General features: G+C 60.3%; 19 protein-coding genes. 10 read left to right on the top strand and 9 right to left on the bottom strand.

Annotation, left to right across the window (positions count from 1 at the left end):
* The first annotated feature begins 3 nt into the window (after positions 1-3).
* On the top strand, positions 4-393 hold the full coding sequence (locus QWZ03_RS09465) for an acyl-CoA thioesterase (RefSeq protein WP_290332474.1): 390 nt from the start codon (positions 4-6) through the stop codon (positions 391-393).
* Between the two features lie 60 nt (positions 394-453).
* On the opposite strand, the gene QWZ03_RS09460 is transcribed toward QWZ03_RS09465, so the two are convergent.
* Positions 454-2,289 carry a S8 family serine peptidase gene (locus tag QWZ03_RS09460; RefSeq protein WP_290332473.1) on the bottom strand — a complete coding sequence of 612 codons (1,836 nt, stop codon included), beginning with the start codon at positions 2,287-2,289 and terminating at the stop codon, positions 454-456.
* Between the two features lie 171 nt (positions 2,290-2,460).
* Between QWZ03_RS09460 and QWZ03_RS09455 the strand changes: the two genes are divergently transcribed.
* The 4 genes from QWZ03_RS09455 to QWZ03_RS09440 all read left to right on the top strand — a co-directional run bounded on the left by QWZ03_RS09455 (position 2,461) and on the right by QWZ03_RS09440 (position 7,270).
* Complete coding sequence (locus QWZ03_RS09455) at positions 2,461-3,729, top strand: MgtC/SapB family protein (protein WP_290332472.1); 1,269 nt, start codon at positions 2,461-2,463, stop codon at positions 3,727-3,729.
* A 156-nt stretch (positions 3,730-3,885) separates the two neighbouring features.
* Positions 3,886-4,659, top strand: a complete 774-nt coding sequence (fabI, locus tag QWZ03_RS09450; RefSeq protein WP_290332471.1) for an enoyl-ACP reductase FabI — start codon at positions 3,886-3,888, stop codon at positions 4,657-4,659.
* Positions 4,660-4,682: 23 nt separating this feature from the next.
* On the top strand, positions 4,683-6,104 hold the full coding sequence (locus QWZ03_RS09445; protein WP_290332470.1) for a bifunctional enoyl-CoA hydratase/phosphate acetyltransferase: 1,422 nt from the start codon (positions 4,683-4,685) through the stop codon (positions 6,102-6,104).
* Positions 6,101-7,270, top strand: coding sequence for an acetate/propionate family kinase (locus QWZ03_RS09440; RefSeq protein ID WP_290332469.1), 1,170 nt, complete (start codon positions 6,101-6,103; stop codon positions 7,268-7,270). The genes QWZ03_RS09445 and QWZ03_RS09440 overlap by 4 nt, the downstream gene beginning before the upstream one ends.
* A 30-nt stretch (positions 7,271-7,300) precedes the next feature.
* Here the strand turns inward: QWZ03_RS09440 and QWZ03_RS09435 are convergent, their stop codons facing one another.
* Genes QWZ03_RS09435 through cutA form a run of 3 tightly spaced genes read right to left on the bottom strand, consistent with a single transcriptional unit; the run spans position 7,301 to position 9,962 of the window.
* The gene (locus QWZ03_RS09435) at positions 7,301-7,852 is read right to left on the bottom strand and encodes a TlpA family protein disulfide reductase (protein WP_290332468.1); all 552 of its coding nucleotides are present in this window, start codon (positions 7,850-7,852) and stop codon (positions 7,301-7,303) included.
* Complete coding sequence (dsbD, locus tag QWZ03_RS09430) at positions 7,852-9,636, bottom strand: protein-disulfide reductase DsbD (protein WP_290332467.1); 1,785 nt, start codon at positions 9,634-9,636, stop codon at positions 7,852-7,854. The genes QWZ03_RS09435 and dsbD overlap by 1 nt, the downstream gene beginning before the upstream one ends.
* Positions 9,633-9,962, bottom strand: coding sequence for a divalent-cation tolerance protein CutA (gene cutA, locus QWZ03_RS09425; protein ID WP_290332466.1), 330 nt, complete (start codon positions 9,960-9,962; stop codon positions 9,633-9,635). Before cutA ends, dsbD begins: the two co-directional genes overlap by 4 nt.
* On the opposite strand from cutA, the gene QWZ03_RS09420 reads away from it, so the two are divergent.
* Together QWZ03_RS09420 and QWZ03_RS09415 are read left to right on the top strand one after the other, a co-directional pair.
* Complete coding sequence (locus tag QWZ03_RS09420) at positions 9,961-10,443, top strand: FxsA family protein (RefSeq protein WP_290332464.1); 483 nt, start codon at positions 9,961-9,963, stop codon at positions 10,441-10,443. The genes cutA and QWZ03_RS09420 overlap by 2 nt on opposite strands.
* 23 nt (positions 10,444-10,466) lie before the next feature.
* The gene (locus QWZ03_RS09415; protein ID WP_284196745.1) at positions 10,467-10,859 is read left to right on the top strand and encodes a RidA family protein; all 393 of its coding nucleotides are present in this window, start codon (positions 10,467-10,469) and stop codon (positions 10,857-10,859) included.
* A gap of 126 nt (positions 10,860-10,985) precedes the next feature.
* On the opposite strand, the gene QWZ03_RS09410 is transcribed toward QWZ03_RS09415, so the two are convergent.
* Positions 10,986-11,549 carry a hypothetical protein gene (locus QWZ03_RS09410; protein WP_290332463.1) on the bottom strand — a complete coding sequence of 188 codons (564 nt, stop codon included), beginning with the start codon at positions 11,547-11,549 and terminating at the stop codon, positions 10,986-10,988.
* Positions 11,550-11,997: 448 nt separating this feature from the next.
* Here QWZ03_RS09410 and QWZ03_RS09405 point away from each other — a divergent pair, with 448 nt between their 5' ends.
* The 3 genes from QWZ03_RS09405 to QWZ03_RS09395 all read left to right on the top strand — a co-directional run bounded on the left by QWZ03_RS09405 (position 11,998) and on the right by QWZ03_RS09395 (position 16,313).
* Entirely contained in the window at positions 11,998-14,673 is a 2,676-nt protein-coding gene (locus QWZ03_RS09405) for a beta-1,3-glucanase family protein (protein WP_290332462.1), read from the top strand.
* A 169-nt stretch (positions 14,674-14,842) separates the two neighbouring features.
* Entirely contained in the window at positions 14,843-15,307 is a 465-nt protein-coding gene (locus QWZ03_RS09400; RefSeq protein WP_308447552.1) for a Dps family protein, read from the top strand.
* Positions 15,308-15,500: 193 nt separating this feature from the next.
* The gene (locus QWZ03_RS09395) at positions 15,501-16,313 is read left to right on the top strand and encodes a GNAT family N-acetyltransferase (protein WP_290332459.1); all 813 of its coding nucleotides are present in this window, start codon (positions 15,501-15,503) and stop codon (positions 16,311-16,313) included.
* 332 nt (positions 16,314-16,645) lie between these two features.
* Here the strand turns inward: QWZ03_RS09395 and QWZ03_RS09390 are convergent, their stop codons facing one another.
* From QWZ03_RS09390 to QWZ03_RS09375, 4 genes are all read right to left on the bottom strand, one after another.
* A complete protein-coding gene (locus QWZ03_RS09390; protein WP_290332458.1) occupies positions 16,646-19,972 on the bottom strand; it encodes a DEAD/DEAH box helicase in 3,327 nt (1,108 codons plus the stop codon).
* A gap of 201 nt (positions 19,973-20,173) precedes the next feature.
* Positions 20,174-20,437 (bottom strand): hypothetical protein, encoded by a 264-nt coding sequence (locus QWZ03_RS09385; protein ID WP_290332457.1) that lies wholly within the window; start codon positions 20,435-20,437, stop codon positions 20,174-20,176.
* 135 nt (positions 20,438-20,572) lie between these two features.
* A complete protein-coding gene (locus QWZ03_RS09380; RefSeq protein ID WP_284196776.1) occupies positions 20,573-21,730 on the bottom strand; it encodes a ribonucleotide-diphosphate reductase subunit beta in 1,158 nt (385 codons plus the stop codon).
* Between the two features lie 835 nt (positions 21,731-22,565).
* A complete protein-coding gene (locus QWZ03_RS09375) occupies positions 22,566-25,469 on the bottom strand; it encodes a ribonucleoside-diphosphate reductase subunit alpha (protein WP_290332456.1) in 2,904 nt (967 codons plus the stop codon).
* Positions 25,470-25,483 lie beyond the last annotated feature (14 nt).

The raw sequence follows: 25,483 nt of genomic DNA, 5'->3' as shown, positions 1-25,483 counted from the left end.
GCCATGTCCCATACCCTGCATAAAACCGTCTGCACCTTTCATTGCGATGCCTACGGCCACGTCAACAATGCCCGCTATCTGGAATTTCTGGATGAAGCCCGCCAAAGCCTGACCGACCTGGCCTGGTTTGGCTCTCAGGGCATCATGGTGGTGGTCAGCCGCATCGATATCCGCTATGTCAGGCCTGCCAAGCTGGGCGATACACTGGCCATAGAGACGGAACTGATCGAGCTGGGCGAGCGACACGGCGTGCTGCAGCAGCTTATCAGCCGAGATGGCAAGACAGTGGCGATGGCAGATGTAACCGTCGCCTGCCTGTCGGCCAGCAGCCCACGCCCCCTGCAACTGGACGGTGAGCTACGAACCCGGTTCGAGGCGATGCGCAAGGGCTAGCAGGCCTGGCAATCGCACTGCCAGGCCCGCTGCTGCTAACGCTTAAGCCTTAAGAGCCTGTCAACCTTGCTGGCCCAGCAAGGCCAGCGTGGCCTTGGGGTTGATCAGGTTGACCCGCCCCTTGCGCTCTGCGCCTTTCAGTATCAGCGCCTTGGCCTCGGCTACCGTCAGCTCGGGCTTGATGGCAAACAGCTTGCCAGCCAGGTTGGCCACCTGCGGGGAGGCCATCGAAGTGCCCGAGAGCTTTATCTTCTCGCCACCCGGCATATAGCTATCCACCTCAAAGCCATTGGCGTGTACTACCACGGTCTTGCCAAAGCTGGAGAAGCCGGTCTCGGTGCCTGCCTGGTCCACAGCGCCCACGGTAATCAGATTGGGCAGCTCCAGCCCCGCCGGGATGTACTGGGCGAAATCCGCGCTGTTGTCCTCATTCCCCGCACCTGCCACAAACAGGATGTCCGGTGCGCCTTTCATGGCCGACTCCAGTGCCTGCTTCTCGATCTCGAACAGCTTGTTGGCCATCTGCTTGCGCTCATCCGGCGTCTTGCCCACGTTGTGGTAGGCCAGCGCACCTTCGTAGGCGCCAGGGCCATAACGCCAGCTCATATTGACCACCCGTGTCCCAGCCTTGCGGAAGCTGTCCACCGCCGCCTGATAGGCAGCCGCTGTACGCTTGGCGCGCTCCTCGGTAGGCAGTTGCGGCACGATGCTGTGGCTCCAGTGCATACCCACAGCGGTCACCCGTGCAAACGGGTTGCCCTCGACGGCAATACCCGCCACGTGCGTGCCATGCACCCACATGCCCAGCGCGCCCAGATCTTCCTGGAACTGCTTGACCTCGCCCTGCTGCAGTGTCCCTATGCGCTGCTTCAGCAGCTTGGCCTCGGGTGAGTCGATGGCGGCACGCATATCGAGCGAGCCCTTCATATACTGCTTGAGGCTGCCCATGCGAGACTCCGCCTCGCCCATGGGGCGCACCAGCGCGGGTACCAGTCTGACATCCTGGTCAAAAGCAATGCCACGCACGCTGGCCGCCTTGAACAGGTCCACATCGGTACCGCTGTCCCATATGCCCACTACCACCGGGCTAGCCTTGGCCTCGGCCGGCAAACTCACCAGGCGTGGCGACCAGAGGTCCTGCTTGACCACCTGATTCTTGTCCACCAGTTGCTGCAGTACCGCCACCATGTCGTCACGGAACACCAGGGTGTGGTCGAACATATTGCGCACCGACACAATGCCGGTCACCACACTGGCAGGCACATTCAGCTTGAGGTTGCTGGCGGCCGGGTCCAGGCTGTTCTTGATGCTGCCCATGACAACATTGCGCGACATCAACTCCAGGCTACCCTTGGCCCCCTTGAGGCTATCCCCCACCTCATCCCAGGGCATGCCGCCCCACTGGGCGGCCAGGCTGGCCTTGACGGCGGCTTTTTGCTTCTCGTCATTTCCGCCCTGCTGCCGCGCCAGCAGGATAGCTTCGCTGGAGACGCCAGACAGCAGCTTGTCTGCCGCCTTCTCCTGTTGCTCACGCACCTCGCGCAGCAAGGCAGCCGCCTGGGCATAGTTGCCACGATAGGTGGCTATCTGCGCACGGGCCGACAACATGCCGGTGCGGGTTGCACGGTCGCGGATATCGTATTGCGCCAGATCATCGGCCAAGTCCTTGTCCAGCGTGGCCAGCACCGCATCCATGTCACCCTTGGCGCCTTCAATCAGTTCACTGGGCAGTTTGGAAATCACATAGCTACGGCGGGGTAGCTCGTCTGCCTTGCTGATGACCTGCCTGGCCTGCTTGGCGACCGGCGCCGTGGCCGTGTCGGCCAGCACCAGCGGGGTAGTGGCCATCACGCCCATGGTGGTTGCAATCAAGGTGCACAATATCTTCTTCTGCATGGTCAGGTCTCCTGTTTGGGACCCTCAGTGTCTTGCCAAAACCCAGGCCGCACCAAGCCAATGCGACGAAGTACGACTTTCGTGTCCCGAGCTGCGAATCATGTCTGCGGCGACATACAGACAGGCAGCCTCGGTCCGGCGAAACATCCAGCCACCCGCTAAACTTCGACCATGCCAGAACTGACGCCGATATTGAGTCACCCTGTACTCGCCCCGCTACCCGCCTTCATCACCAGCCTGGCGCTGGGTTTGCTGATGGGGCTGGAGCGCGAGCGTAGCCTGGCCGCGCATGCCGGCCTGCGTACCTTTGCGCTCACCGCCATGCTGGGCACGCTGTGCGCTCTGCTAGCGCAGTTGCTGGGCAATAGCTGGCTGATCGCTGCCGGCCTGCTCTGCGTCGCCTTGGTCATCGTCAGTGCCTACCTGCTCAAGCCCACCAGCAATAACGACCCCGGCACCACTACGCAGATCGCGCTGGTACTGTGTTTCTGCCTGGGTGTGCTGTGCTGGCATGAGCAGCGTACCCTGGCCGTCATGCTGGGCATCACCGCCACGGTCTTGCTGCACTTCAAGGCCGAACTCTCCGGCCTGGCCCAGCGATTGAGCATGGACGATCTGCGCAGCATGTTGCAGTTCGCCGTGCTCAGCCTGGTGATACTACCGATCCTGCCCAATCAGGATTTCGGCCCCTATGCCGCGTTCAACCCCTACCAGACCTGGCTGATGGTGGTGCTGATCTCCGGTGTGGGGCTGGCCGGCTACCTGGCGCTACGCTGGTTTGGCGAACGCGCCGGCACCTTGATTGCCGGCATGCTGGGCGGCCTGGTATCCAGCACCGCCACCACGCTGGCCCACGCCCGCCAAGCCAGGCAGGACCCCAGTCACATGCAGTTCAACGCCACGGTAGTGGCACTGGCCAACCTCACCGTACTGGCACGGCTTTCCATCGTGGGTGCGGTGGCTGCACCGGCACTGGCAGGCGCACTGGCCACCATCATGGGCAGCGGACTGCTGCTGGGCCTGCTGGTCATCCTGCCGCAGCTGCGCAAGCGGGCCGACACCCACGCTGCGGCCGCCGCCAGCAACCCGACCGAGCTCAAGACAGCGCTGGCCTTTGCGCTGGTCTATAGCATCGTCCTGCTGGCCTCCAGCTGGCTCAGCCAGGTTGCCGGCAACAGCGGGCTTTATGTTGTCGCGCTGCTGTCAGGCGCGACCGATGTCGATGCCATTACCCTCTCCAGCCTGCGCATGTTCAACCAGCAACGGCTGCTCAGCGACGTCGCACTCACTGCCATCACCCTGGCCATACTGGCCAATACGCTGTTCAAGCTGGGCATGGCCTTCAGCATAGGCGGCGCTGCTTTCGGCAAGCGCCTGCTATGGCCCATGCTGGCTGCAGGTCTCGGCAGCATCGTTGCCCTATTGATATATACGGGCTGACTTGTTGCACTGTTTGGCGCATTCTTGCGGCAGCGCAACATTCCCTTCGTATCAAGCAGTCACACTAGGGCGTTCAACGGCTAGTTACCGTTCCGTGCCCTACGCCCGCCATCGCGGGAGGTGGACTTTTTCGACGATTACCCAGGACGTTTACGCATGAACACCCTGATCAATTTGCAAGGCAAGCGTGGCCTGGTGGTCGGCATAGCCAATCGCCAGAGCATAGCCTGGGCCTGTGCGCAGGCATTGCGCGAGGGGGGCGCCGAGCTGGGCGTTACCTGGCTCAACGACAAGGCCCGCCCCCATGTCGAGCCCCTGGCGCAGGAACTGGGCGCCAGCCTGTGCCTGCCACTGGACGTAGAAGACGACGCCCAACTGGCTGCTGTGTTCGAGGCCATAGCGCAGCAATGGGGCCAGTTGGATTTTCTGCTGCACTCCATCGCCTTCGCCCCCAAGGACGATCTGCACGGCCGGGTGGTGGACTGCTCGCGCGAAGGCTTTGCCCGGGCCATGGATGTGTCCTGCCATTCGCTGCTGCGCATGGCCCGCCTGGCCGAACCGCTGATGGTCAACGGTGGCAGCATCATTACCATGAGCTACCTGGGCGCGGAAGAAGTCATACCGCAATACGGCATGATGGGGCCGGTCAAGGCCGCGCTGGAAGCGGCCACCCGCTATCTCGCGGTGGAGCTGGGCGCCAGGGGCATACGGGTCAACGCCATTTCGCCGGGCCCGCTGTCCACTCGCGCCGCCTCGGGCATCGCCCACTTCGATCAACTGCTACAGGATGCCAACCAGCGCGCCCCTCTGCATCGGCCGGTGGGCATCGCCGATGTGGGGCCGCTATGTGCGTTTCTGGCCAGCGATGCCGGGCAGGCCATCACAGGTGGCACGCTCTATGTCGATGGCGGCCTGCATCTACTCAACTGAAGCCTTGATGGAAAGAACCACCCATGTCCAATCTCATGCCTGAAACCAGCGACGATCTGGGATTGATACGCAACCGGGTATTCGACGAAATCGCCATCGGCGACAGCGCCACCATAGAACGGACGCTGACCCGCGAAGATATCCAGCTTTTCGCCATCCTGTCCGGCGACGTCAACCCTCAGCATGTCGATCCTGAGTTTGCCGCCTCTACCCGCTTCCATGGCGTCATCGCGCATGGCATGTGGGGCGGCGCATTGATCTCGGCCGTGCTGGGCACCCGCCTGCCCGGCCCTGGCACCATCTACCTGGGGCAAACCCTCAGGTTTCGCGCACCGGTACGCATAGGCGACACACTGCGCATCACCGTGGAAGTCACCGCCCGCGAACCCGAGCACAAGCGGCTGACCCTGGCTTGCCGCTGCATCAACCAGACAGCCGTCACTGTCATCGAGGGCGAAGCCGATGTGATTGCGCCGACCGAACGTATCGTCCGCCCCCGCGCTACCCTGCCAGAGGTACGCCTCAATGTCGGGGCCGGTGCGACCCGGTTGCTGGAATTCGTCAAACCGCTCACCGCCATACGCATGGCTGTGGTGCACCCCTGCGATGAGATCAGCCTCAACGCTGCGCTCGATGCCCATGCGCTGGGCCTGATCGAGCCGGTGCTGATCGCCCCGCTGCATCGCCTGCAAGCCCTGGCCGACAAGCTGGGACGCAGCCTGGCTGGCATACAGATCGAAGAGGCCGCCCACAGCCATGCCGCCGCTGCCCACGCGGTTGACATGGCCGACAAGGGCCTGGTGGAAGCCATCATGAAGGGCAGCCTGCATACCGATGAATTCCTCGGTCCCATTGTTCGCAGCAGCCATCTGCGTACCAAGCGCCGTCTCACCCATTGCTTCCTGATGCAGACGCCGAGCTATCCCCGCCCTTTCATCCTGACCGACGCCGCCGTCAACATCGCCCCGACGCTGGAGGAAAAAGCCGACATCGTGCGCAACGCCATTGATCTGGCCCATGCCGTGGGTGTGGCAGAACCCCGCGTCGCCATTCTGGCCGCAGTGGAAACCATCAATGCCAAGATGCCCGCCACCCTGGACGCCGCTGCCCTGTGCAAGATGGCCGATAGAGGCCAGATCAGCGGCGGCCTGCTGGATGGCCCGCTGGCCTTCGACAATGCCGTCTCCATCGCGGCTGCCCGCATCAAGGGCATCGTCTCGCCCGTGGCAGGCCAGGCCGATGTGCTGGTCGTGCCCGATCTGGAAAGCGGCAACCTGCTGGCCAAGCAGCTCGAGTATCTGGGCGACGCCGAATCTGCCGGCATCGTGCTCGGCGCCCGTCTGCCCATCGTCCTGACCAGCCGGGCCGACTCCCTCGCCTCAAGGCTGGCCTCCTGTGCCTTGGCCGTCTTGCTGGCACACCGCTACCGGCTCAACCCACCATGAGCGCGCTGCTTGCCCTCAACGCCGGTTCATCCAGCATCAAGTTCGCCCTGTTTGATCTGGCAGACACACCGCTGGCCATGCCCCCATTGTGGCAAGGGCAGGTCAGCGGCCTGCATGGGCCGCAACCACGTTATCAGGATGGCCTGGCCGACCACCCCTTGCCGGTGGATCAGGCCTCCGCCATCCAGAGCGCCCTGCAGCATATCCTGGCACAACTGCCCCGCCACCTGGGCACACGTGCGCTGGCTGGCGTGGTGCACCGGGTCGTGCATGGTGGCGACCGCCATGTCGCCCCCACCCGGCTGGACCGCAGCACGCTGGCCGCCCTGCGCAGCCTGATACCGCTGGCGCCGCTGCACCAGCCCCATGCGCTAGAGGCCATCGAACACTGCCAGGGTATGCTGCCCGATACACCCCAGCTAGCCTGTTTCGATACTGCCTTCCACCATACCCTGCCCGAGGTGGAACAGTTGCTGCCACTACCGTCCGAGCTGCGCCTGCAGGGAATACGTCGCTATGGCTTCCACGGCCTCTCCTACCAATATCTGGCCCAGGTGCTGCCACAACGGCACGGTGATACCGCCCAGGGCCGGCTGCTTTGCGCCCATCTGGGCAGCGGCGCCAGCCTGTGTGCCATGCAGGCAGGGCAAAGCGTTGCCACCACCATGGGTTTCTCGGCGCTCGATGGCCTGATGATGGGCAGCCGCAGCGGCAGCATGGACCCAGGCGTGCTGCTGCACCTGCTGGATACCGCCCATTACAGCCCCGCCCAACTGGCCGATCTGCTGTATCGGCGCAGTGGCCTGCTGGGCATGTCCGGTCTTTCTGCCGATACCCGTGTACTGCTGCAACAGGAAGCCGACCACCCGGGCGCCAGGCAGGCGCTGGCGCTCTATGTCAGGCGTATCGTGCGGGAGTGTGGCGCGCTGGTCGCCGTAATGGGTGGGCTGGACATGCTGGCCTTTACCGCAGGGGTAGGCGAGCGTAGCGCAGAGATACGCCGTCGTATCTGTGAAGGCTTGGCCTGGCTGGGTATCAGCCTGGACGACAATGCCAACAAGGCGCACGCCCCGTTGATCTCCAGCCCCGACAGCCGTATCAAGGTCGTGGTTGAGCCTACCCAGGAGGAATGGATGGCCGCCACGGCTGCCCGGGCCTTGCTATAGATAAACGCCATGCGAGCGCATGGCGGATGCCTAGAGGAGTGGTTTCAGATAGGCATCCAGCTTGGCCTGATCCAGCCGCCCTGCATGGGCAGCTACCCGTTTGCCCTTGCTGTCGTAGATGGCCGTAAACGGTAAGGCGCCTACCTTGTTGCCCTCGGTACGCATCAGCTCCAGGGCGGCTTGCTCACCGACCAGCACCGGATAATTGATACCGAATTCCTTGACGAACTTCTGCACATCCGCCGGGTTATCGATGGCCAAGCCGACAAAGCGTACCTTGTCGCCCAGCTTCTTCTGGGTCGCCACAAACTCAGGCATTTCCTCGCGGCAGGGCGCACACCAGGTTGCCCAGAAGTTCACCACCAGCGGCTTGCCACGCCATTGCGCAAAGGCTTGCGGCTTGCCTTGCAGATCATTGAAGCCAGACTGCCATAGCCCGGCAGCGCCAGGCTGGGCCGGCAGTGTGGCCGCATTGGCTTCGGCAATCAGGCTCTGCTGCTGGCCTTGGCGCATCCAGGCCGTGCCCAGGCCCAGCACCAGGGCGGCTCCACCTACCAGGGTATACAGCGCAATCTTCTTCATCAGTTCAGCTTCGCGATACGTTGCAAGAAGGCGTCCGCCGCTTCAAAGCCTATCAGGCGCTGCCCTATCTCTTCGCCCTTGGCGCCAAAGAATATCGTGCCAGGTGGGCCAAACAGGCCAAAGCGCTTGAGCAGGGCCTTATGGTCGTCGGTATTGGCCGTCACATCGGCTTTGAGCAACACCATGCCAGCAAGTTTCTGCTGCACCTGGGTATCGCTGAAAGTAAAGCGTTCCATCTCGCGGCAGCTCACGCACCAGTCGGCATAGAAATCCAGCATCACCGTCTTGCCTGCTGCTGCGGCAATCGCCGCATCCAGCTCGGCGCTGCTATTGACGTAGCGGAAAGGCAGCTTGGCCTCGGTTGCCGCCTGCGCCCCGCCCAAGCCCTTGAGCGGTTGCAGCGGATCGCGGTTGCCTGCCAGCAGGCCCACAATCTGTGCAGCCCCCACCAGGAGCAGCAGCACACCCGCCGCTTTGCCCAGGCGCTGCGCAGGTTTGGCATCGCGCGGCAGGCTATCCAGTGCCGACAAGGCCACGCCAGCGCCTATGGCCAATATGGCCCAGCCCAGCATATAGGCCCAGGCCGGCAGTACCGGGCTGGCTATCCACAGCGCCACGGCCAGCATCAGGGTGCCGAATACATTCTTGACCGCCGCCATCCAGGCACCGGCCTTGGGCAATACATGGCCGCCCAACACACCTACCAACAGCAAGGGCGTACCTACACCCATGGCCATCACATAGAAGGCCAGCATGCCATACAGCACATCGGCCCGCGCACCCACCACACCCAGGCCTGCTGCCAGCGGCGGCCCCATGCAGGCCCCCACGATCAGCGAGGACAATGCCCCCATCAGGAACACCGACACCACATGGCCGCCACCCAGACGGTTGGACGCATCGTTGACGCGCGACTGCAAGGCCGCCGGCAACTGCAGCGAGAACAGGCCATACATGGACAGGGCCAGCACCACGAACACCAGTGCCAGCGCGCCAATCACCCACATATTCTGCAGTGCCGCCACCAGGAAGGAGCCGGTCAGTGCCGCCACCGCCCCTACCGCCGCATACACCACCGCAATACCCTGCACATAGGCCATGGCCAACACAAAGCCGCGTAGCTTGCCCACGCTATGGCCCTGCCCCACGATCAGCGATGAGATGATGGGAATCAGCGGATACATGCAGACTGTAGCGGCCATGCCCAGGCCAGCCAGATAGAACGCCAGCAGCAGTGTCCAGCCATCCAGCCCGGCAAAAGGCCCGCTGACCGCCGCACTGGCAGCCGCTGGCGCCGCAGCCCCCAGCACCGCCGCCACGGCCTTGCTACCTGCAGCAGGCGCACCGCCACTCACCGCCCCCGCCAGCGACAGCTCGGTGGTTTCCGGCGGGTAGCACACCCCCACATCGGCACAGCCCTGCGACACCAGTTTGAGCTTGGCATCCGGCGGGAACGCCACCGGGCTGGTCAGCGGAATATCCAGCGCAAGCCGGTAGGTTTCCACCTCGCCAAAATAGTCATCCTGCTTCTTCTTGCCAGGCGGAATCTCCGCCTTGATCTCGCCAGAGGGCAGCAGGGTAAACTTCAGCTGATCGCGATACAGGTAATAGCCATCGGCAATCTCGAAGTGCAGATTCGCCGTTTTTTCACCTGTTTTTACCAGCGAGGGCTTGAAAGCCTCGTTCACCGGCAGCAAATCATTCGGGTCTACCTCGGCATTTGCCGCCACATTTACCCACAGCGCCAGGAACCCTGTCGCCAGCAAAGAGACGAAGCGATTCATGCCACCACCTCCGCCGCCACCCAGCCCAGATAGGCAGGCAAACCGGCGACAACCGGCAGTGCAATGATTTCAGGCGTATCGTAGGGGTGCAGTTCCTGCAGGGTCGCCTCCAGGGCTGGATAGGCTTCAGCGGTGGTCTTGATCAGCATCGGTATCTCAGTAGCCGTCTCCAGTCGCCCTTCCCAGCGGTAGAGGGAAGTAGCCGGAGCCAGCAGATTCACACAGGCGGCCAGTTGGCGCGCGATCAGCGCCTCGGCCAGTTGTTTTGCGCACCCCTCATCGGGGGCGTTGCACAGTACCACTAAGACAGAATATTTATCAGCCATGTTACTCAGACTTTTACCGTTTTTTGGACTCTTGCTACTGGGCCTACCTGTGCTGGAGCTCGTCAGCAGCATCTGGCTGGCCAGCCAGATAGGCTGGTGGCTAGCCTTCTGGCTGTTCGCCAGCGCCCTGATCGGCGTGGGCATACTCAAAAGCTGGCGCCTTACCACCGCCTGGGCCATGGTAGACGGGCTGCGTCAGGGCGAGCTGCCGCTGGGCCGTTTATTCTGGGTAGGCCGCACCCTGATCGCCGCCCTGCTGTTCATCTTCCCTGGGCCGGTCAGCGATGTGATCGGCTTGATACTGATACTACCTTGGCCCGGCATCCGCAGCGTACCCATGGGTACTGCGGCGTTCGGCCAGACGCCGTTCGAGCAGCCGGGCTACCGGCCAGACCACAGTGCCGACAGCAGCGTATTTGAAGGCGAATACAGCCGGGTAGACGAAGCCGCCCCCAAGCTGCCACGCCAGCCGCAAGATTAATCAACCCAACAACGGTAAGCCACATGCAGGTTGAAACCTACACCCCCGCCGATGTCATGACACCCATCGGGCCGTACAGCCACATTGCCAAGGCAGGCCCATTCATCCAGATATCGGGCACCGCCGGCATAGACCCCGCCACTGGCGACTTCGCCGGCCCCGATGCCTATTCCCAGGCCAAGCGTATCGTCGAATCCTTCGCCTATATGCTGGGCACGGTGGGGGCAGACCTGGGCCAGGTCATGCATATCAACGTGTTTCTCAAGCATACGGAAGACTTCAGCGAAATGAACCGCGCCTACGCCGAAGTCATGGGAGATCACCGCCCCGCCCGCACCGTCGTCATCGTGGCCGATCTGCCCAAGCCGGGCGCAAGGATGACCATGAACCTGATGGCAGTCAGTAAGGACAGCTAAACCGCAGGGGAGTTCACTCCAACCCCGCCAAGCCGGCTGACAAAAAAACTGGCGCGCTTTTACTGCATATCGGCGCGCCAGCGTTTCATCAAGACAACTGCCTACATCTCATGCCAGGGCAAACCGCTAGCGCGGCGCATTGCCGTGGCGGCCACCACTCTCTGCCGCCTTGTCCACGATATGCAGCCCTGTCTGGGTAAAGGCCTTGCTCAGGACCTCGTCCTTGACCTGATCGCCCAATGTCGCCAGCGTCACACCTATGGTGGCCAACACCGACGCCAGGTCGCGCTCGTTCGGCCGCGGCGGCGGCTCCTTCCAGAGCGACCACCACTTGGCCGGCAGGCGCAGTTCGGGCGGCTGGCCCTCAATGCGCATTTCCTCCGCCGTCGTCCGCAAAAAACCTGCCGGATCGCCACCTTGCGAGTAAATCACGGCGGCCGCGTCGGCCAGGCGCCGACTCAAATCCACCGCACTGAGCTGCGCATTCAGCAGCCAAGCCTCTTGCGGATCGCCGCCGCGGTAAAAGTCGATCTGCTGCACCTGACTACGCATCATCTCCGTAGGTGCAGCTTGCAGCGCGTGTTGTACCGCACCAATACGCAAGCCTTGCGGCCCGCCCCCCACGATCTCCCAGATTTGCGGCCGTAAGCGCGCAATAATCTTGATCAGCGCCAAACTCATCGTTGCCATGTCAATTCCTCCTGGCTGTACATGCCTAACAGATATCCGCGCGAGCCCAAAGATGTGGGCAACACGCCGTCGGGTCGAGATCCAACGGTCCCGATTTCTGCAAAGGAGGGTGTATTGCTGTGCTTATGGCGGAACGACATGGATAACTGAAGCGTTGCGCCAGCCCGAATCAGCGCCCAGGCAGCAAACCACTGCCACCCTGCCCTGCCCCTGACACACCCACCTTTTGTTATGCCGCTAAGCCTACTCGCGGGGTGGCACATTGACGTCACCCAACTGGGGGAGGCCTCCATACCGTCCAGCGCATTTCTGCGGCGACGCCTGCTGTGGGCTACGCTGATCAGCGGAAGCGATGCGGCGATAGCAGCACGACCCAAGCGGACACACTCGAAAACCGACGGGCTGTTGCATCACTTACCTGATCACCCACATACCCAGGAGGAAACCCATGAATCAGGCTGCCCCCAGCACCCAGGCCGACACGACTCAAACAAACGCCGCCAACCCCAATGGCTACATACCCATCGTCTTCACCTATGGCGGGCAGGCATTCACCAGCTACCAAGCCTTTCTCGACAGCTTCTACCTGACCCTGCCGGGCGGCAACGGCGTGCAACTTGGGGCCAACCAGTACTACGGCTACAGCAGCGATAGCAGCAACACGGTCAGCCTGGGCCAAAGCTACCCACTCAGCAGCGCCGCCAGCCCCATCACCGGATTGCTGCCCACCAATGCCGTGGGCAATACCGGCCTGGCACAGGCCTTCAGCAACTGGGCCACCACCCAGGCGGCCTCCAGTGGTCAGACTGCCTACGCCAATCTGTATCTGAGCCAATACACAGGTGGCCGCGTCTACCTCAGCAACGGCAACCTGCAGTTGAGTGCCAGCGGCGAGCCCACCCCCGCCGCCCCGACTGACCTCGCCTATGACATGGTCTACGACATCTTCGAACCCTATATCGGCGCGCAGGTCGGCAGCACCACCATCGCCGGCAATCTGGCCGATATCACCGATGTGGACTGGTTCAGCTTCCCCATCACGCTCAAAGTCTGGAGCTACGATTTTACCGGCACACCCGGTGCGCTCAGTTGCAGTGGCTCGGGTAGCAGCCTCAATGGCGGCAATGGCAGCGCCATCTGGCAAAGCTTGCTGATCCCCACCGGCGGCGATACACCGTCCAACCAGTATCCCAGCACCAGCTTCCCCGCCACGGACGGCAACACCTCGGCACGCCGCGTGGCAGCGCCCACCATGGCAGCCGCCGGCAGCTACTACAGCGACCCCACCCAAAACCCCTTCCCTTATTCGTTCCTCGATGGTTACCTGAGCTACCTGCAGCAAGCTCAGGGGAGCAACGCCAGCCTGTTCACGCTGAATGGCAGCTTCGCCGGGGTGGGCAGCAACCCCACCCAGGTGCAACTGCAGGCCCAGACTTTCTCGCTTGCCATCGACTTCAGTGCAGTACAAACGGCCAGCTATACCTACCCCAGTGGCAACATCACCCAGATCACCCCCACCAGCCAGCTGGTGCTGCGTGGCTACACCAGCCTGCTGGGCAGCGCCGCCAGCCCCTTCGAAATCACCCTGCCCTGGGCCGTGGTCAGCGACACCTATGCCCTACGCGCCAACCCCACCATCGCTCCGGCCAACGATGCCTTGGCGCAAGGCTGGCTCAGCCTGCAAGGCAGCACCCCCACCGCGCCCAGCTTTACCTACAGCCCCGTCAATGTCACCGCACAGGACAGCACTGGCGCAGCCCTGACACCCACCTCAGGGCAGGCGCAGATGCAGCTGATCTACAGCGTGAACAGCCAACCGCTCAGCGGCCAGTTCGACGATCTGTACCAAGGCGGTAGCGGCGACTGGCTCACCCTGACCGGCACCACCGGGCTCACCTGTACCGTCAGCGCCACCTACACCCAGCAAGCCAGCTGCGGCGCCGTGCTGACCATCACCACCAACAGCAGTGGCGGCCTGGATACCATCAAGATCAACGACGTGGGCACCTCCTCCCCCATGGCGCAAGGAACACAGTGGGTCATCCCCAGTGCCGCCACCGGGCTGGGCAACAATCAATCGTTTACCGTCACCCTGGCGGGCGCGCCCCTGCTGCGTAATGCCTTTATGCTGAGCAGCGCCACCTATACCACCCAGCCCGCCACCGTATTGCTCACCCCCGCCAGCGGCGACAGCTGCACCCTGCAGGTGAACAGCGCCGGCCTGATCACCAGCTTCCTGCCCAATACCGAGTGGACTACGCTATCGCAGCCCGCCGGCATCTACGGCGCCAATGCCGGCTATGTCATCTCCGGCTTGACCGGCGCAAACGCCGGCCTGAACGGCAATGTCCTATCGTTGCAGAACGATGTATTCGGCTGGGCCGTCGCCGATCTGCTGGCTGCGCTCAACGCCGGGCTGGTCGGCTCGCCCGCACCTTGGTCCAACGGCAAGACAGTAGGTAACTCGCCTGACGACTGGTTCATCGTCGGCAACAACCCCTACACCGAAGGCATATGGGGCGCCGCAGCCTGGGCAGGCCAGCAGTGGAACGGGCAAGCAGTCAGCAGTTTCTGGAACACCTGGGCCTGGGAGCTGTACAACGTGGCCGGCGGCACCAATGCCTACAATTTCGCCTTTACCGACCGCTTCGAATCCGGCGTACTGATCGGCTTCAACCCACCGCCCCCCAGCCCCAGCGGCCTACAGCCAGTGCTGCTGGAGGTCATCGTCAACGACTCCCCCGCCCTGGGCATCGTACAACTGCAGGCCAACCAGGCCTGGTACGACACCGGCGTGGATGTAGCCACAAATGGCAAAACCATTCAGTACCTGTCGGGAACCTGGACCGCAGACCCACAGACCAATGCGGGCCAGCAGTACGATGCCAACGGCTGCCCCGGCCTGACCGTCACCCAACCCGCCTACCCCCTCACAGGCGTCAATATGGGCGCCTTGGTCGCACGGGTAGGCAGCAACGGCGTGTTTCTGGTGGGTGACGGCCCGACCGCCACACCCACGGGGCAAAACGGACGGCTGTATCTCTGCATCAACGACGACCTGAACCACGTCTATGGTGCCGGCCTGGCCGACAACACCGGGAGCATCGTGGTACGGGTAAGCTGAACCCGATTGCCTTCACAACAGGCACAACAGGCACAACAGGCACGGCGGGCTAGCTTAGGCTAGCCTGCGCCAGCCGCCCGCTCACACCCTTTTCGCCCCGAACACAGTCATCCCCTACACCCAGCAAGGAAAGACCATCATGAAGGAAAAGAAAGCCAAACCCATGGCCATGGATATCGGTATCTCGGATGCAAATCGCAAAAAGATTGCCGCAGGTCTTTCCGGCCTGTTGGCCGACAGCTACACCTTGTACCTGATGACGCACAACTTCCACTGGAACGTGACAGGCCCCCAGTTCAACAGCCTGCACAATATGTTCATGGCGCAGTACACCGAACAATGGAACGCGCTGGACATCATCGCCGAGCGCATCCGCGCCCTCGGTTTTCCGGCACCGGGCACCTACAGGGAGTTCGTCAAACTCGCCTCGATCAAAGAAGTAGAAGGCGTGCCCAAGGCCACCGACATGATCCGCCATCTGGTATCCGCCCAGGAGGCGGCTGCCCGTACCGCCCGCAACCTGTTCGCCATCGTCAACGAGGCCAACGACCAGCCCACCGCCGACGTACTGACCCAGCGCCTCGACGTACACGAAAAAACCGCATGGATGCTACGCAGCCTGCTCGAAGAGTAAACCAGCCTGCAGCTAGACAACACGCGCTGCCGGCCACTCAGCGCCGGCAGCGCAGCCCGCGCCAAGCTGACCTATAGTACCCAGGCTGTCCACGGCCGTAGGCAACCCAGGCATACAGGCCTGCTATCTGTAGCATCAGCCGTGGTAGACAACAAACCAGAAAAAGAGACGGTAAACCACTGGAGGAAGATCAATGGGCGCGAGGAATCGTGGCATTGCCAGTACGGTACAAAGCGTGAATCAGGACCGTGTCACAACACGGGTGCAACTAGCCGACTTCAAGCGCAACAACAGCGGCATCGGCAGTGCCACTCAACAACTGGGCGCATTCGCAGCCAACCCGACCAATGTTGCCCATCGCACCTCAATGGTCAATCGCAGCGGCCAAAGGCTGACCTCGGTCACGCTCAACAGTACGCCCGAGGCAAGCGGCCTGGTCGATCGCGCAGCAACCTCCATGGCCCGCGAAGCCCAACTGGGCAAGAGCAAATCGCTCAACGCCGCCCAGCGCGCCTGGCTGGCCGACATCATGCAACCCACTTGGTCGCAACCCACCCACGGCGCCGCCGTAATGGGCCATTTACAAACCGCACGCCGGCTGGAGGAATCCAGCCGCGTGTTCGACACCATCGCCATGGCAGCCCAGAACAACTTCCCCGCCGACTTCAGCGTGGTCAGCAAGCGTGGGCGGGTACAGGGGCTGATGCAAAGCACCAACCTGGATTGGGCAGGCCGGCAGACCGAGAACACCGCCATCGGCTTTCTGGGCACCCATCCCAGAAACATCAGAAACCCCCAACGCACCCCCGGCGTAGGCACGGCCATGATAGGCCACGCCCGCGAACTCGCCCGCGTCAACAACTCCCGCGCCATCACCCTGGGCGCGGAAGGCGCCGAAGCACAGGGATTCTACCGGCATCAGGGCTTCCAGCATGAAGACGGCAGGGCTTTGCAGCCAGAGCACTTCAGCCATCGCACGCTGCCGCTGAAGTTGCCGTTGCGGTAGGGGTGCTCGGCTCTAGTTCTCAGGGCGATGGGATTGTCGACGCGAGAATTGGTACTCCCGCGAAATGCCAGGGTAGCCGTATCGGCCTAACTTGAACCAAACAGCCTCCATGAAAATCAGGGCGGTTCAGCTTTCGTAGACCCACCCGCGAGCTTCTCTGACGCCGGCTGCAGTGCTTCCTGCTGAAGTCCCGCGTGTTGCAATAGATGCATCTACGCAGCAAGCGTATCCGAAGCCAGGGTGAGGCATTCCGACTTCGGCAGCCAAAGCGTTTCAGGGATATCTTTCGGTTCAATCAAACGCGCCATCTTCGAATCTGCCCTTGTCTCGTCTTATTCATTGAACCATGCAAACACGGGGATTCGATATGTATCCATAAGATAGGTCTGAGTGGCTGCAAGCAACTCTAAATGCGAACGATCAGCCGCTCGTTTCGAGTAACCCGGCTGCACCAAAGTTATTGCATAGTCGGCTCGTAGCTGGCGCCATTTGTTGATCCAGGTCACAAGGAGCGCTAAGTTACCCCGTTCAAAGCGAGTCGCCTTTCCCGCCTTCAATCTATCGGCCTCGCGACGCTGCAAGTGCTTTAGCATCTCGCCGAGTTGCTCAGCCCATCGAATAGATTTCTGCGCTTGCCCACAGATTTCATATAAATCCGCGACACGCGCACCAGGGTGCGTCTCTGAAGAATATTTACAATGATAAAGGTGCACCTGCAAACGGTTGCCTGCCAGCTTCATAGCAACTACGTCCGCCACCTCACCTGCTCCGTCATCATCAAACACAAGATCCCAATCACCACTTTGCAGCAACTTCTCAATTACTCGTCGCTGAATCGACGCTGATTTCTTTTCAGGCCCTTGGGATTCCGACCGGATATCGACACCAACCCATCCCCCAGTCTCAATACGTTCCAGATCAAACACTGGCACATCCTCTCGGCTCGGCACGATGAACAGTGATGATCCAACCAACATATCGCCATCTGCCATGTAAACATGTGGCGGACTCTCTTGGAAAATTTCCAAAAGTGGTTGTTCTTTCTTTCCTCGCCTAACAGTCAATGCAGGACCTGATATTTGACTGAACTTTGCCACACCTTGATCGATAGTAAATAGGTATTTTGCGATGGTCTTATCGTCCCCCACTCGGAAACGAACTCCTCCCTCACAAGTGAAATCTTCCAGTTCAATTTCACAATCGTAGAAGGGGATGGGTATCTCACCCACCAAAATAACCAATCGCTCCTCTTTTTCAAAAAGCATATCCTCCGGCCAATCAATCGCCAATGGAATCTTATTTTTCGGGATCGTCTGCTGCGCCTCAGACTTTACTAGATTTCGCAGGATCTTTTCGGTCGTGATACGATCGTCAAGTAATTTCCCACCCAACCGATCACACCAGCGCATCCATTCAGCCGGATTGTTTGTTGTCGTCTGTGACCAGATTTTTCCTTTGATAGAACAACCAAGTGTGGCTCGCGATCTGGTGAAGTCATGTACCTCTCCATCTTCGTCAACATCCTCAATGTCCACAAAACCTTGGCCATACAAATTATTAAGTGTTTTTGTGCGGTTACCGGCATAAGCATTGAGCTGATCTGCAATGTCCACGCCCATAAACATCGAATAACGAATAGGTTTGCGTTGAGCCTCACTCAACCCCAAATTGGATAGCATAAGTCGATCAAACCCATCCAGTACCCTGAAGACAGCATCTCCACCAAGCCTAACGGCAGTATCATTAGCCAACTTATTGGCAAGCGGCAAATGAAGATCCTTCTTGCGTGAAGTATTGATGAACAGCAGACCCTGTTCTTCATTCCAGTACGCCATGACAAGGTTGAACTGGACGTTTTTTGGGAACTTCATACTGGTCCAAGGCAGAACTTCTTCATCACGTGTAACGAGTATCAGTAAGCGTTCATCCGGGTTGATACTTGGGCCATCAGCCACAATTGAATTAATACCAATTGCACTCTCAACATCGTCGGTACACCACTCGTCACATGTTGTCCGATAAACTATCGTACTCATCCTTGGTTGAAGATTTGCAACGTGAAATTTCTCAGGTGGAACGTCAAGGCCAGTGATAATATCTTCGCGACGTTTTGCATCAAAGGTTTTTTTGAATCCCACTACGTTGAGCAAATAGTTCCAGTCAGCATCTTCTGCATATAGCGCCTTCAGTCGCTCATTGACATCGTCCATTGCCACATTTGCGATTACAGTGGCATCCCCTAAATCGTTGCGAGATCGTGTAAATCTACCAACAAACTGCAGAGTAATAGCCTCGCTTTTATGCTTATCATGCAAAGCGGCTATTTTGAGCTCCGGCAAGTCAAAACCCTCTCCCAGCATATTGACGCACACAATTAAGCTGGACTCGCCTTCTCTCAACTTCCGTAAGGCCTCACGTCGTGCCAGTAGCCCCATCTCGCTATGTATCAACTGAGGGTTGAACTCACCTAGACTGGCCACATACTTCTGGTGCAAAGCTTTCGCGGCATCAATCGTCCCAACACGAGCCATCGCCAAGTGTGGTCGGCCACTCTCCCTGTCACGCCTCAAGCACTCCCCCACTCGCCAGATGATTTGATCATCTGCATCGGTACGGTCCAGCCCTATGACCGGAACATAGCTAATTTGCTTGAAGAGCCCATCCTGTTGCGCTTGCCTTAAAGGATAGGTGTATATATGTCGGCCATCTACCCGCTTACTATCGTTGCGATATGGGGTTGCGGTAAATTGCAAAATAATCCGCTTGCTGAAGCGTTGCTTGAACTCTCGCCACGTCGCCGCAGCGATATGGTGCGCCTCGTCCACGAATAAATGGGATGCCCAGTCGGCCAAAACATCTTGCATCTCAGCTGAAAACTCGGCCACTAAGCTCATAGTCGTGACCACCACATGGGCCGAATTTACAAGCCGCAGCAATCCATCCATTGATTTTGGAACATGCTTCAGAATTGCAACTGTGGGATGCAACGCCTTATCAGCAAGGCACTGTGCCTGCTTGAGCATCCCCAGCCCCAGAAACTTATCGGATACTTGAGTGCGCAGCGCATCTGATGGAACAATGACTAAGAGCCGAGGGATCTGCGCCATCACCATCAACGCGAGCATTGTCTCTGTCTTCCCGGTACCCGTTGGTAGCACTACCGTCACAGCAGTCCTACTAACACTCCAGTGCGCCAGTACCGCCCTCACAGCCCCCACCTGAGGCAAGCGCATGCCAGGGCGTACAAGTTGCACCCCCTCGTAACGCTCTAGGCGCAGGTCAAAGGCATCCTCCCATGACCGAAGAGTGCATTCAACGTCCGCGACTTGCTCCGGGGTTAGTCCTCTTGTGGACCGCGGCCGAGGCAATAACCATTTGCCCGCCCCCTGCGCAGCCACCTCAACGCTCGATACATCCCGAACCCTTAAAACACCCTCATATCCGTGATATGAGCTGGTATTAGCGTTCACGATAGCAAAAGAGCGAAAGCCATCACTCATCCCGCCGAAGCCCGGGATTTTCTGTAGAGGAGAAAATTTGGCTTTAACAACCTTCTTCGGGAACACAAGTCGTTTCACTATGTTCCCGTCAATTCTGTCGATCAAGTCAACTAGCTCAGGAACAGAAAACTCAGCTTCTTCCGCAAATAAGTCATTCATTGAACTCACGTGACCAGCCCCTCCAAAGACCGAACATAATGAGCGAGCAGCAATGGCTTGCAAGTGAACCTGACACGTTGCAACCGGGATTATTCTTTGATCTGTCGTTTATTTGCTGCCCGCCCCTCAATGAGGTTCTGCTTCCGTATACGTCGGAAGTGGAGCACCTCATCCCAGCTATAGATCAAACCGTGCTCATACTCACCGTAATGCCTCCACATCCGAGCGCAGATAAAGACGCACAGGAAAATTGTCGCCAACAGTAATAGAGCGGATTTCCCCTCTCCGCTCCAGGTTCGGCACATGGGATCGGTGCATGCCCAGCATCCGACTAGCGGTGGTCGCCGTCACGTACTTTGCCAACAAGCGCTCCAACTTCTCGACATCCTGCTTCGCTATCCTTTGCCAAAAGCTGTATTGCCGAACGGCGATAAAACCCGAACGCACCCATATGGCGGTCAGCATAGCCCCTACCGAACTGATCGCACAGGCATATACGTGCCTTAGTCGACGACATACACAGAGCAGCGTTATACGTCCGCCAGAGCAACTTTATACGTCCGAAAAGCAGCTTTATGTGTCCATCACCGACCTTTCAAATCAATCCCAGCTCAACGCCCCACCCGATTGATACTCGATCACGCGGGTTTCGAAGAAGTTCTTTTCCTTCTTCAGATCGATCATCTCGCTCATCCAGGGGAAGGGGTTGGTGGCGCCGGGGAACAGCGGTTCCAGGCCGATCTGCTGCATGCGGCGGTTGCAGATAAAGCGCAGGTAGTCCTTGAACATGGAGGCGTTCAGGCCCAGTACGCCACGAGGCATGGTGTCTTCGGCGTAGGCGTATTCCAGCTCCACGGCTTGCTGGAACAGCGCGGTCAGGCTTTGCTTGAAGGCGTCGGTCCAGAGGTGGGGGTTTTCGAGCTTGATGGTGTTGATCAGGTCGATGCCGAAGTTACAGTGCATCGATTCATCGCGCAGGATGTACTGGTACTGCTCGGCGGCGCCGGTCATCTTGTTCTGGCGACCCAGCGACAGGATCTGCACAAAGCCCACGTAGAAGAACATGCCTTCCATGATGCAGGCGAACACGATCAGCGACTTGAGCAGTTGCTGGTCGGCCTCGGGCGTGCCGGTCTTGAAGTTGGGGTTGGTCAGCGCGTCGATGAACGGGATCAGGAAGTCGTCCTTGTCGCGGATGGACTTGATCTCGTGGTAGGCGTTGAATATCTCGGCTTCATCCAGGCCCAGGCTTTCTACGATGTACTGGTAGGCGTGGGTGTGGATGGCTTCTTCGAATGCCTGGCGCAGCAGGAACTGGCGGCACTCGGGTGCGGTGATGTGGCGATAGGTGCCCAGCACGATGTTGTTGGCGGCCAGCGAATCGGCAGTCACAAAGAAGCCTAGGTTGCGCTTGACCACGCGGCGCTCGTCTTCGGTCAGGCCGTTGGGGTTCTTCCACAGCTCGATATCGCGCTGCATGTTGATTTCCTGCGGCATCCAGTGGTTGGCGCAGGTGGCCAGGTATTTCTCCCAGGCCCATTTGTACTTGAACGGGACGAGCTGATTGACGTCGGTACCCCCGTTGATGATGCGTTTGTCCACGGCGCTGACACGGCTGGTGGTATGCGCTTGCACGCTGGCCGTGTTGTAATCGGCTGCGGCCGGTGCGGCGGCGAACGCATATTGCGGCTGAGCCGGGGCTTGCGGGGCGGCCGGCTTGGCGGCGGGTTGTGCGGGGGTATCGTCCCAAGACAGCATGTCGTGTTCTCCCGATCTCTATCGTTGTTCAATCAATTTCAAATAAGACCGCTCCAGCGCAGGAACGATCCAGAATCTTTGCTACGGAGCGCCCTGCTCCCGTCGGCGTCGCCGAGCAGCGCAGACTGTCATGGGGCAGTCCGTGGCCGCCTGTCTGAGCCCGGCTGCAAGCCGGGCGAGTTGGGCCACGGCCACGACAGTCGAGCAACGCAGGGAGCCCGTTGCAGCCGGGTGACACCGTTGGGTCGCCTTTCTTTGCTTACTTTCTTTGGCGAAGCAAGGAAAGTAAGGCGGCTGTGGGACGCACTCCCGCTGAAAACACTCGCGGCGTAGCCACTAAATACTTCCTGTTAAGCAAACCAAACAATCAGCTGATTTGCTTAATAGGAAGGGCTCTACCGAACCCTTCTTCCTACCTTACTTCTTTGTCGGCTTGCGGATGGTCTCTACTACCGTGGTAGCAATTACAAGGGAGATAGACCAACCACCTGTGCTAGCGCACTAGTGGTGGCAGAGGAACTCCCACACCACCATGCCGTTCAGATCAAGCCCGTGATGCTCCAACATCACGGGCTTTCTCATTTCTGCGACTTCAAAACTACTTACTGACTACTACCACTTAGGCCAGGCGGCCCGCCAAGCCTTGAGCCGGCCCGGCGATTTCGGCATCTGCTGGGCGGCGCGGGCAGCTGCCAGCACCTCGCCCAGCGTCAGCTCGGCTTTCGCCGAGCCTGCCACTGCGTCACTGGCAAGCTTCGCACTACCGACTGCGTCGGCGGCGGCCTCGAGGCCGCCCGGGATTGTGGCCTCAAAGCTATCCCTTGCGCTCAGCCTGTCATTGACAGGCTTCGCACTCGGGATTGTCAATGCTGCAAAACTTTGCCGACTCAGCGGCGCCCTCCCCTGCGGCATAGCTGGCGGCAGCTGCCGGGGCTGCGGCGATCTGGCCACCGCCCACGGGCACGGCGTTCAGTTCGCCGCCACGGCCGGTGGATTTTTCGGCGCTGGATGCCGACAGCGTGCGCAGATAGTAAGTGGTTTTCAGGCCACGTACCCAGGCCAGGCGGTACAGGTCGTCCATCTTCTTGCCGCTGGCACCGGCCATGTAGATGTTCAGGCTTTGTGCCTGGTCTATCCACTTCTGGCGGCGCGAGGCGCATTCCACCAGCCATTGGGCTTCCACTTCAAAGGCGGTGGCGTAGATGTCCTTGAGGTCTTGCGGTACGCGGTCGATGCGGTACAGCGAGCCGTCGAAGTACTTGATGTCGCCTATCATCACGTCGTCCCACAGGCCGCGTTCCTTCAGGTCGTGCACCAGGTGTTCGTTGATCACCGTGAATTCGCCCGAGAGGTTGGATTTCACGAAGATGTTCTGGTAGTTCGGCTCGATCGAGGCCGATACGCCGACGATGTTGGCGATGGTCGCGGTCGGGGCGATGGCCAGGCAGTTGGAGTTGCGCATGCCGTAGGTGGCGATGCGGCCGCGCAGGGTGGCCCAGTCCAGGGTCTCGCTGCGATCCATTTCGACATAGCCGCCGCGTGCTTCGGCCAACATGTCGATGCTGTCTTGCGGCAGGATGCCCTTGGACCACAGGCTACCGGCGTAGCTGGGGTACTTGCCGCGCTCTTCGGCCAACTCGGTACTGGCGTAGTAGGCGTGGTAGGCCACTACTTCCATCGAGCGGTCGGCGAACTCGACAGCCGCGTCCGATGCGTAAGGTATGCGCAGAATGTGCAGGCAATCCTGGAAGCCCATGATGCCCATGCCCACGGGGCGGTGCTTGAGGTTGGAGTTACGTGCCTTCTTGACCGGGTAGAAGTTGATGTCGATCACGTTGTCCAGCATGCGCATAGCGGTGCGGACTGTGCGCTTCACCTTGTCGCCATCCAGGCTGAACTGGCCGTCGGCACCCTTCACCATGTGGTTGACCAGGTTCACCGAACCCAGGTTACACACGGCGATTTCGTTGTCGTTGGTGTTCAGCGTGATCTCGGTACACAGGTTGGACGAGTGCACCACACCCACGTGCTGCTGCGGGCTGCGGATATTGCAGGGGTCCTTGAAGGTGAACCAGGGGTGGCCGGTTTCAAACAGCATGGTCAGCATCTTGCGCCACAGCTGCAGGGCCGGGATCTTCTTGTACACGCGCATCTCGCCACGCTCGGCCTTGGCTTCGTAGCGGACGTAGGCTTCCTCAAAGGCCTTACCAAACAGTTCGTGCAGGTCGGGCACTTCGCTGGGGCTGAACAGCGACCATTCACCACCTTCAATCACGCGCTTCATGAACAGGTCCGGTATCCAGTTGGCGGTGTTCATGTCGTGGGTGCGGCGGCGGTCATCGCCAGTGTTCTTGCGCAGTTCGAGGAACTCCTCGATATCGGCGTGCCAGGTTTCCAGGTAGGCGCACACGGCGCCCTTGCGCTTGCCACCCTGGTTCACTGCCACGGCGGTGTCGTTCACTACCTTGAGGAAGGGAACAATACCTTGCGACTTGCCGTTGGTGCCCTTGATATGCGAGCCCAGGGCACGCACCGGGGTCCAGTCGTTGCCCAGACCGCCGGCAAACTTCGACAGGAGTGCGTTTTCCTTCAGGCCTTCATAGATACCATCGAGGTCATCGGCAATGGTGGTCAGGTAGCAGCTGGAGAGCTGCGAGCGCAGGGTGCCCGAGTTGAACAGGGTCGGGGTCGACGACATGAAGTCGAAGGTCGACAGCACATTGTAGAACTCGATGGCACGGGCTTCGCGGTCGATCTCGCGGATGGCCAAGCCCATGGCCACGCGCATGAAGAAGGCCTGCGGCAGCTCGATACGATGGCCGTGGATATGCAGGAAGTAACGATCGAACAGGGTTTGCAGGCCCAGGTAGTCAAACTGGTAGTCACGCTCGTACTTCATGGCGGCGCCCAGGCGCGCCAGGTCGAACTGGGCCAGTTCCGGGTCCAGCAGCTCGGCTTCAATACCCTGCTTGATGAACTTGGGGAAATACTCGGCGTAACGGGTCGCCATTTCCTCGTGGGTGACTTCTTCTTCCAGCACTTCACGGCGCAGGCTGTGCATCAGCAGGCGGGCGGTCACGCGGCTGTAGGCCGGTTCCTTCTCGATCAGCTGGCGGGCGGACAGCACGGCAGACTTGCGCACTTCCTCGGCCGGCACGCCGTCGTACAGGTTCTTCAGGGTCTCGGCGATGATGTGCTCGGGGTCGGTCACCGTCTCGTAGCCCGAACAGGCCGATTGCACGATGGCGCGCAGCTTGGCCACATCCAGCGGCTTGCTCACGCCTTCGTCATTGATATTGATGCCGGCCACCGGGGCATGCTCTGCCTCACCCTTGGCCAGGCGTTCCTGATGCCGGCGCTCGCGGTACAGCACATAGGCACGGGCCACATCGTGCTCGCCCGAGCGCATCAGTGCCAGTTCAACCTGGTCCTGGATATCTTCGATATGGATGGCGCCGCCTTCAGGCTTGCGGCGCATCAGGGCGTTCACCACCAGGTCGGTCACACGCTGCACCGTCTCGCGCACCGAGGCCGATTGCGCGGCAGCACCACCATGCACCGCCAGGAAGGCCTTGGTCACGGCAACCGAGATCTTCAGGGGTTCGAACGGCACGACAGCACCGTTACGACGTATGGTTTTGTACTCGGCAACCTGCTGAGCGGCAGTCGAACCCACGCTGTCGTTACCCTGTGGGTACGAGGCGCGTGTGGTGCTGGCGGTATCGGTGGTGGCGTACATGTGAGGACTTCCCC

This window comes from Chitinimonas viridis, from assembly GCF_030409555.1.
Lineage (GTDB): Bacteria > Pseudomonadota > Gammaproteobacteria > Burkholderiales > Chitinimonadaceae > Chitinimonas > Chitinimonas viridis.
This window is presented reverse-complemented; position numbering and strand designations above follow the sequence as displayed.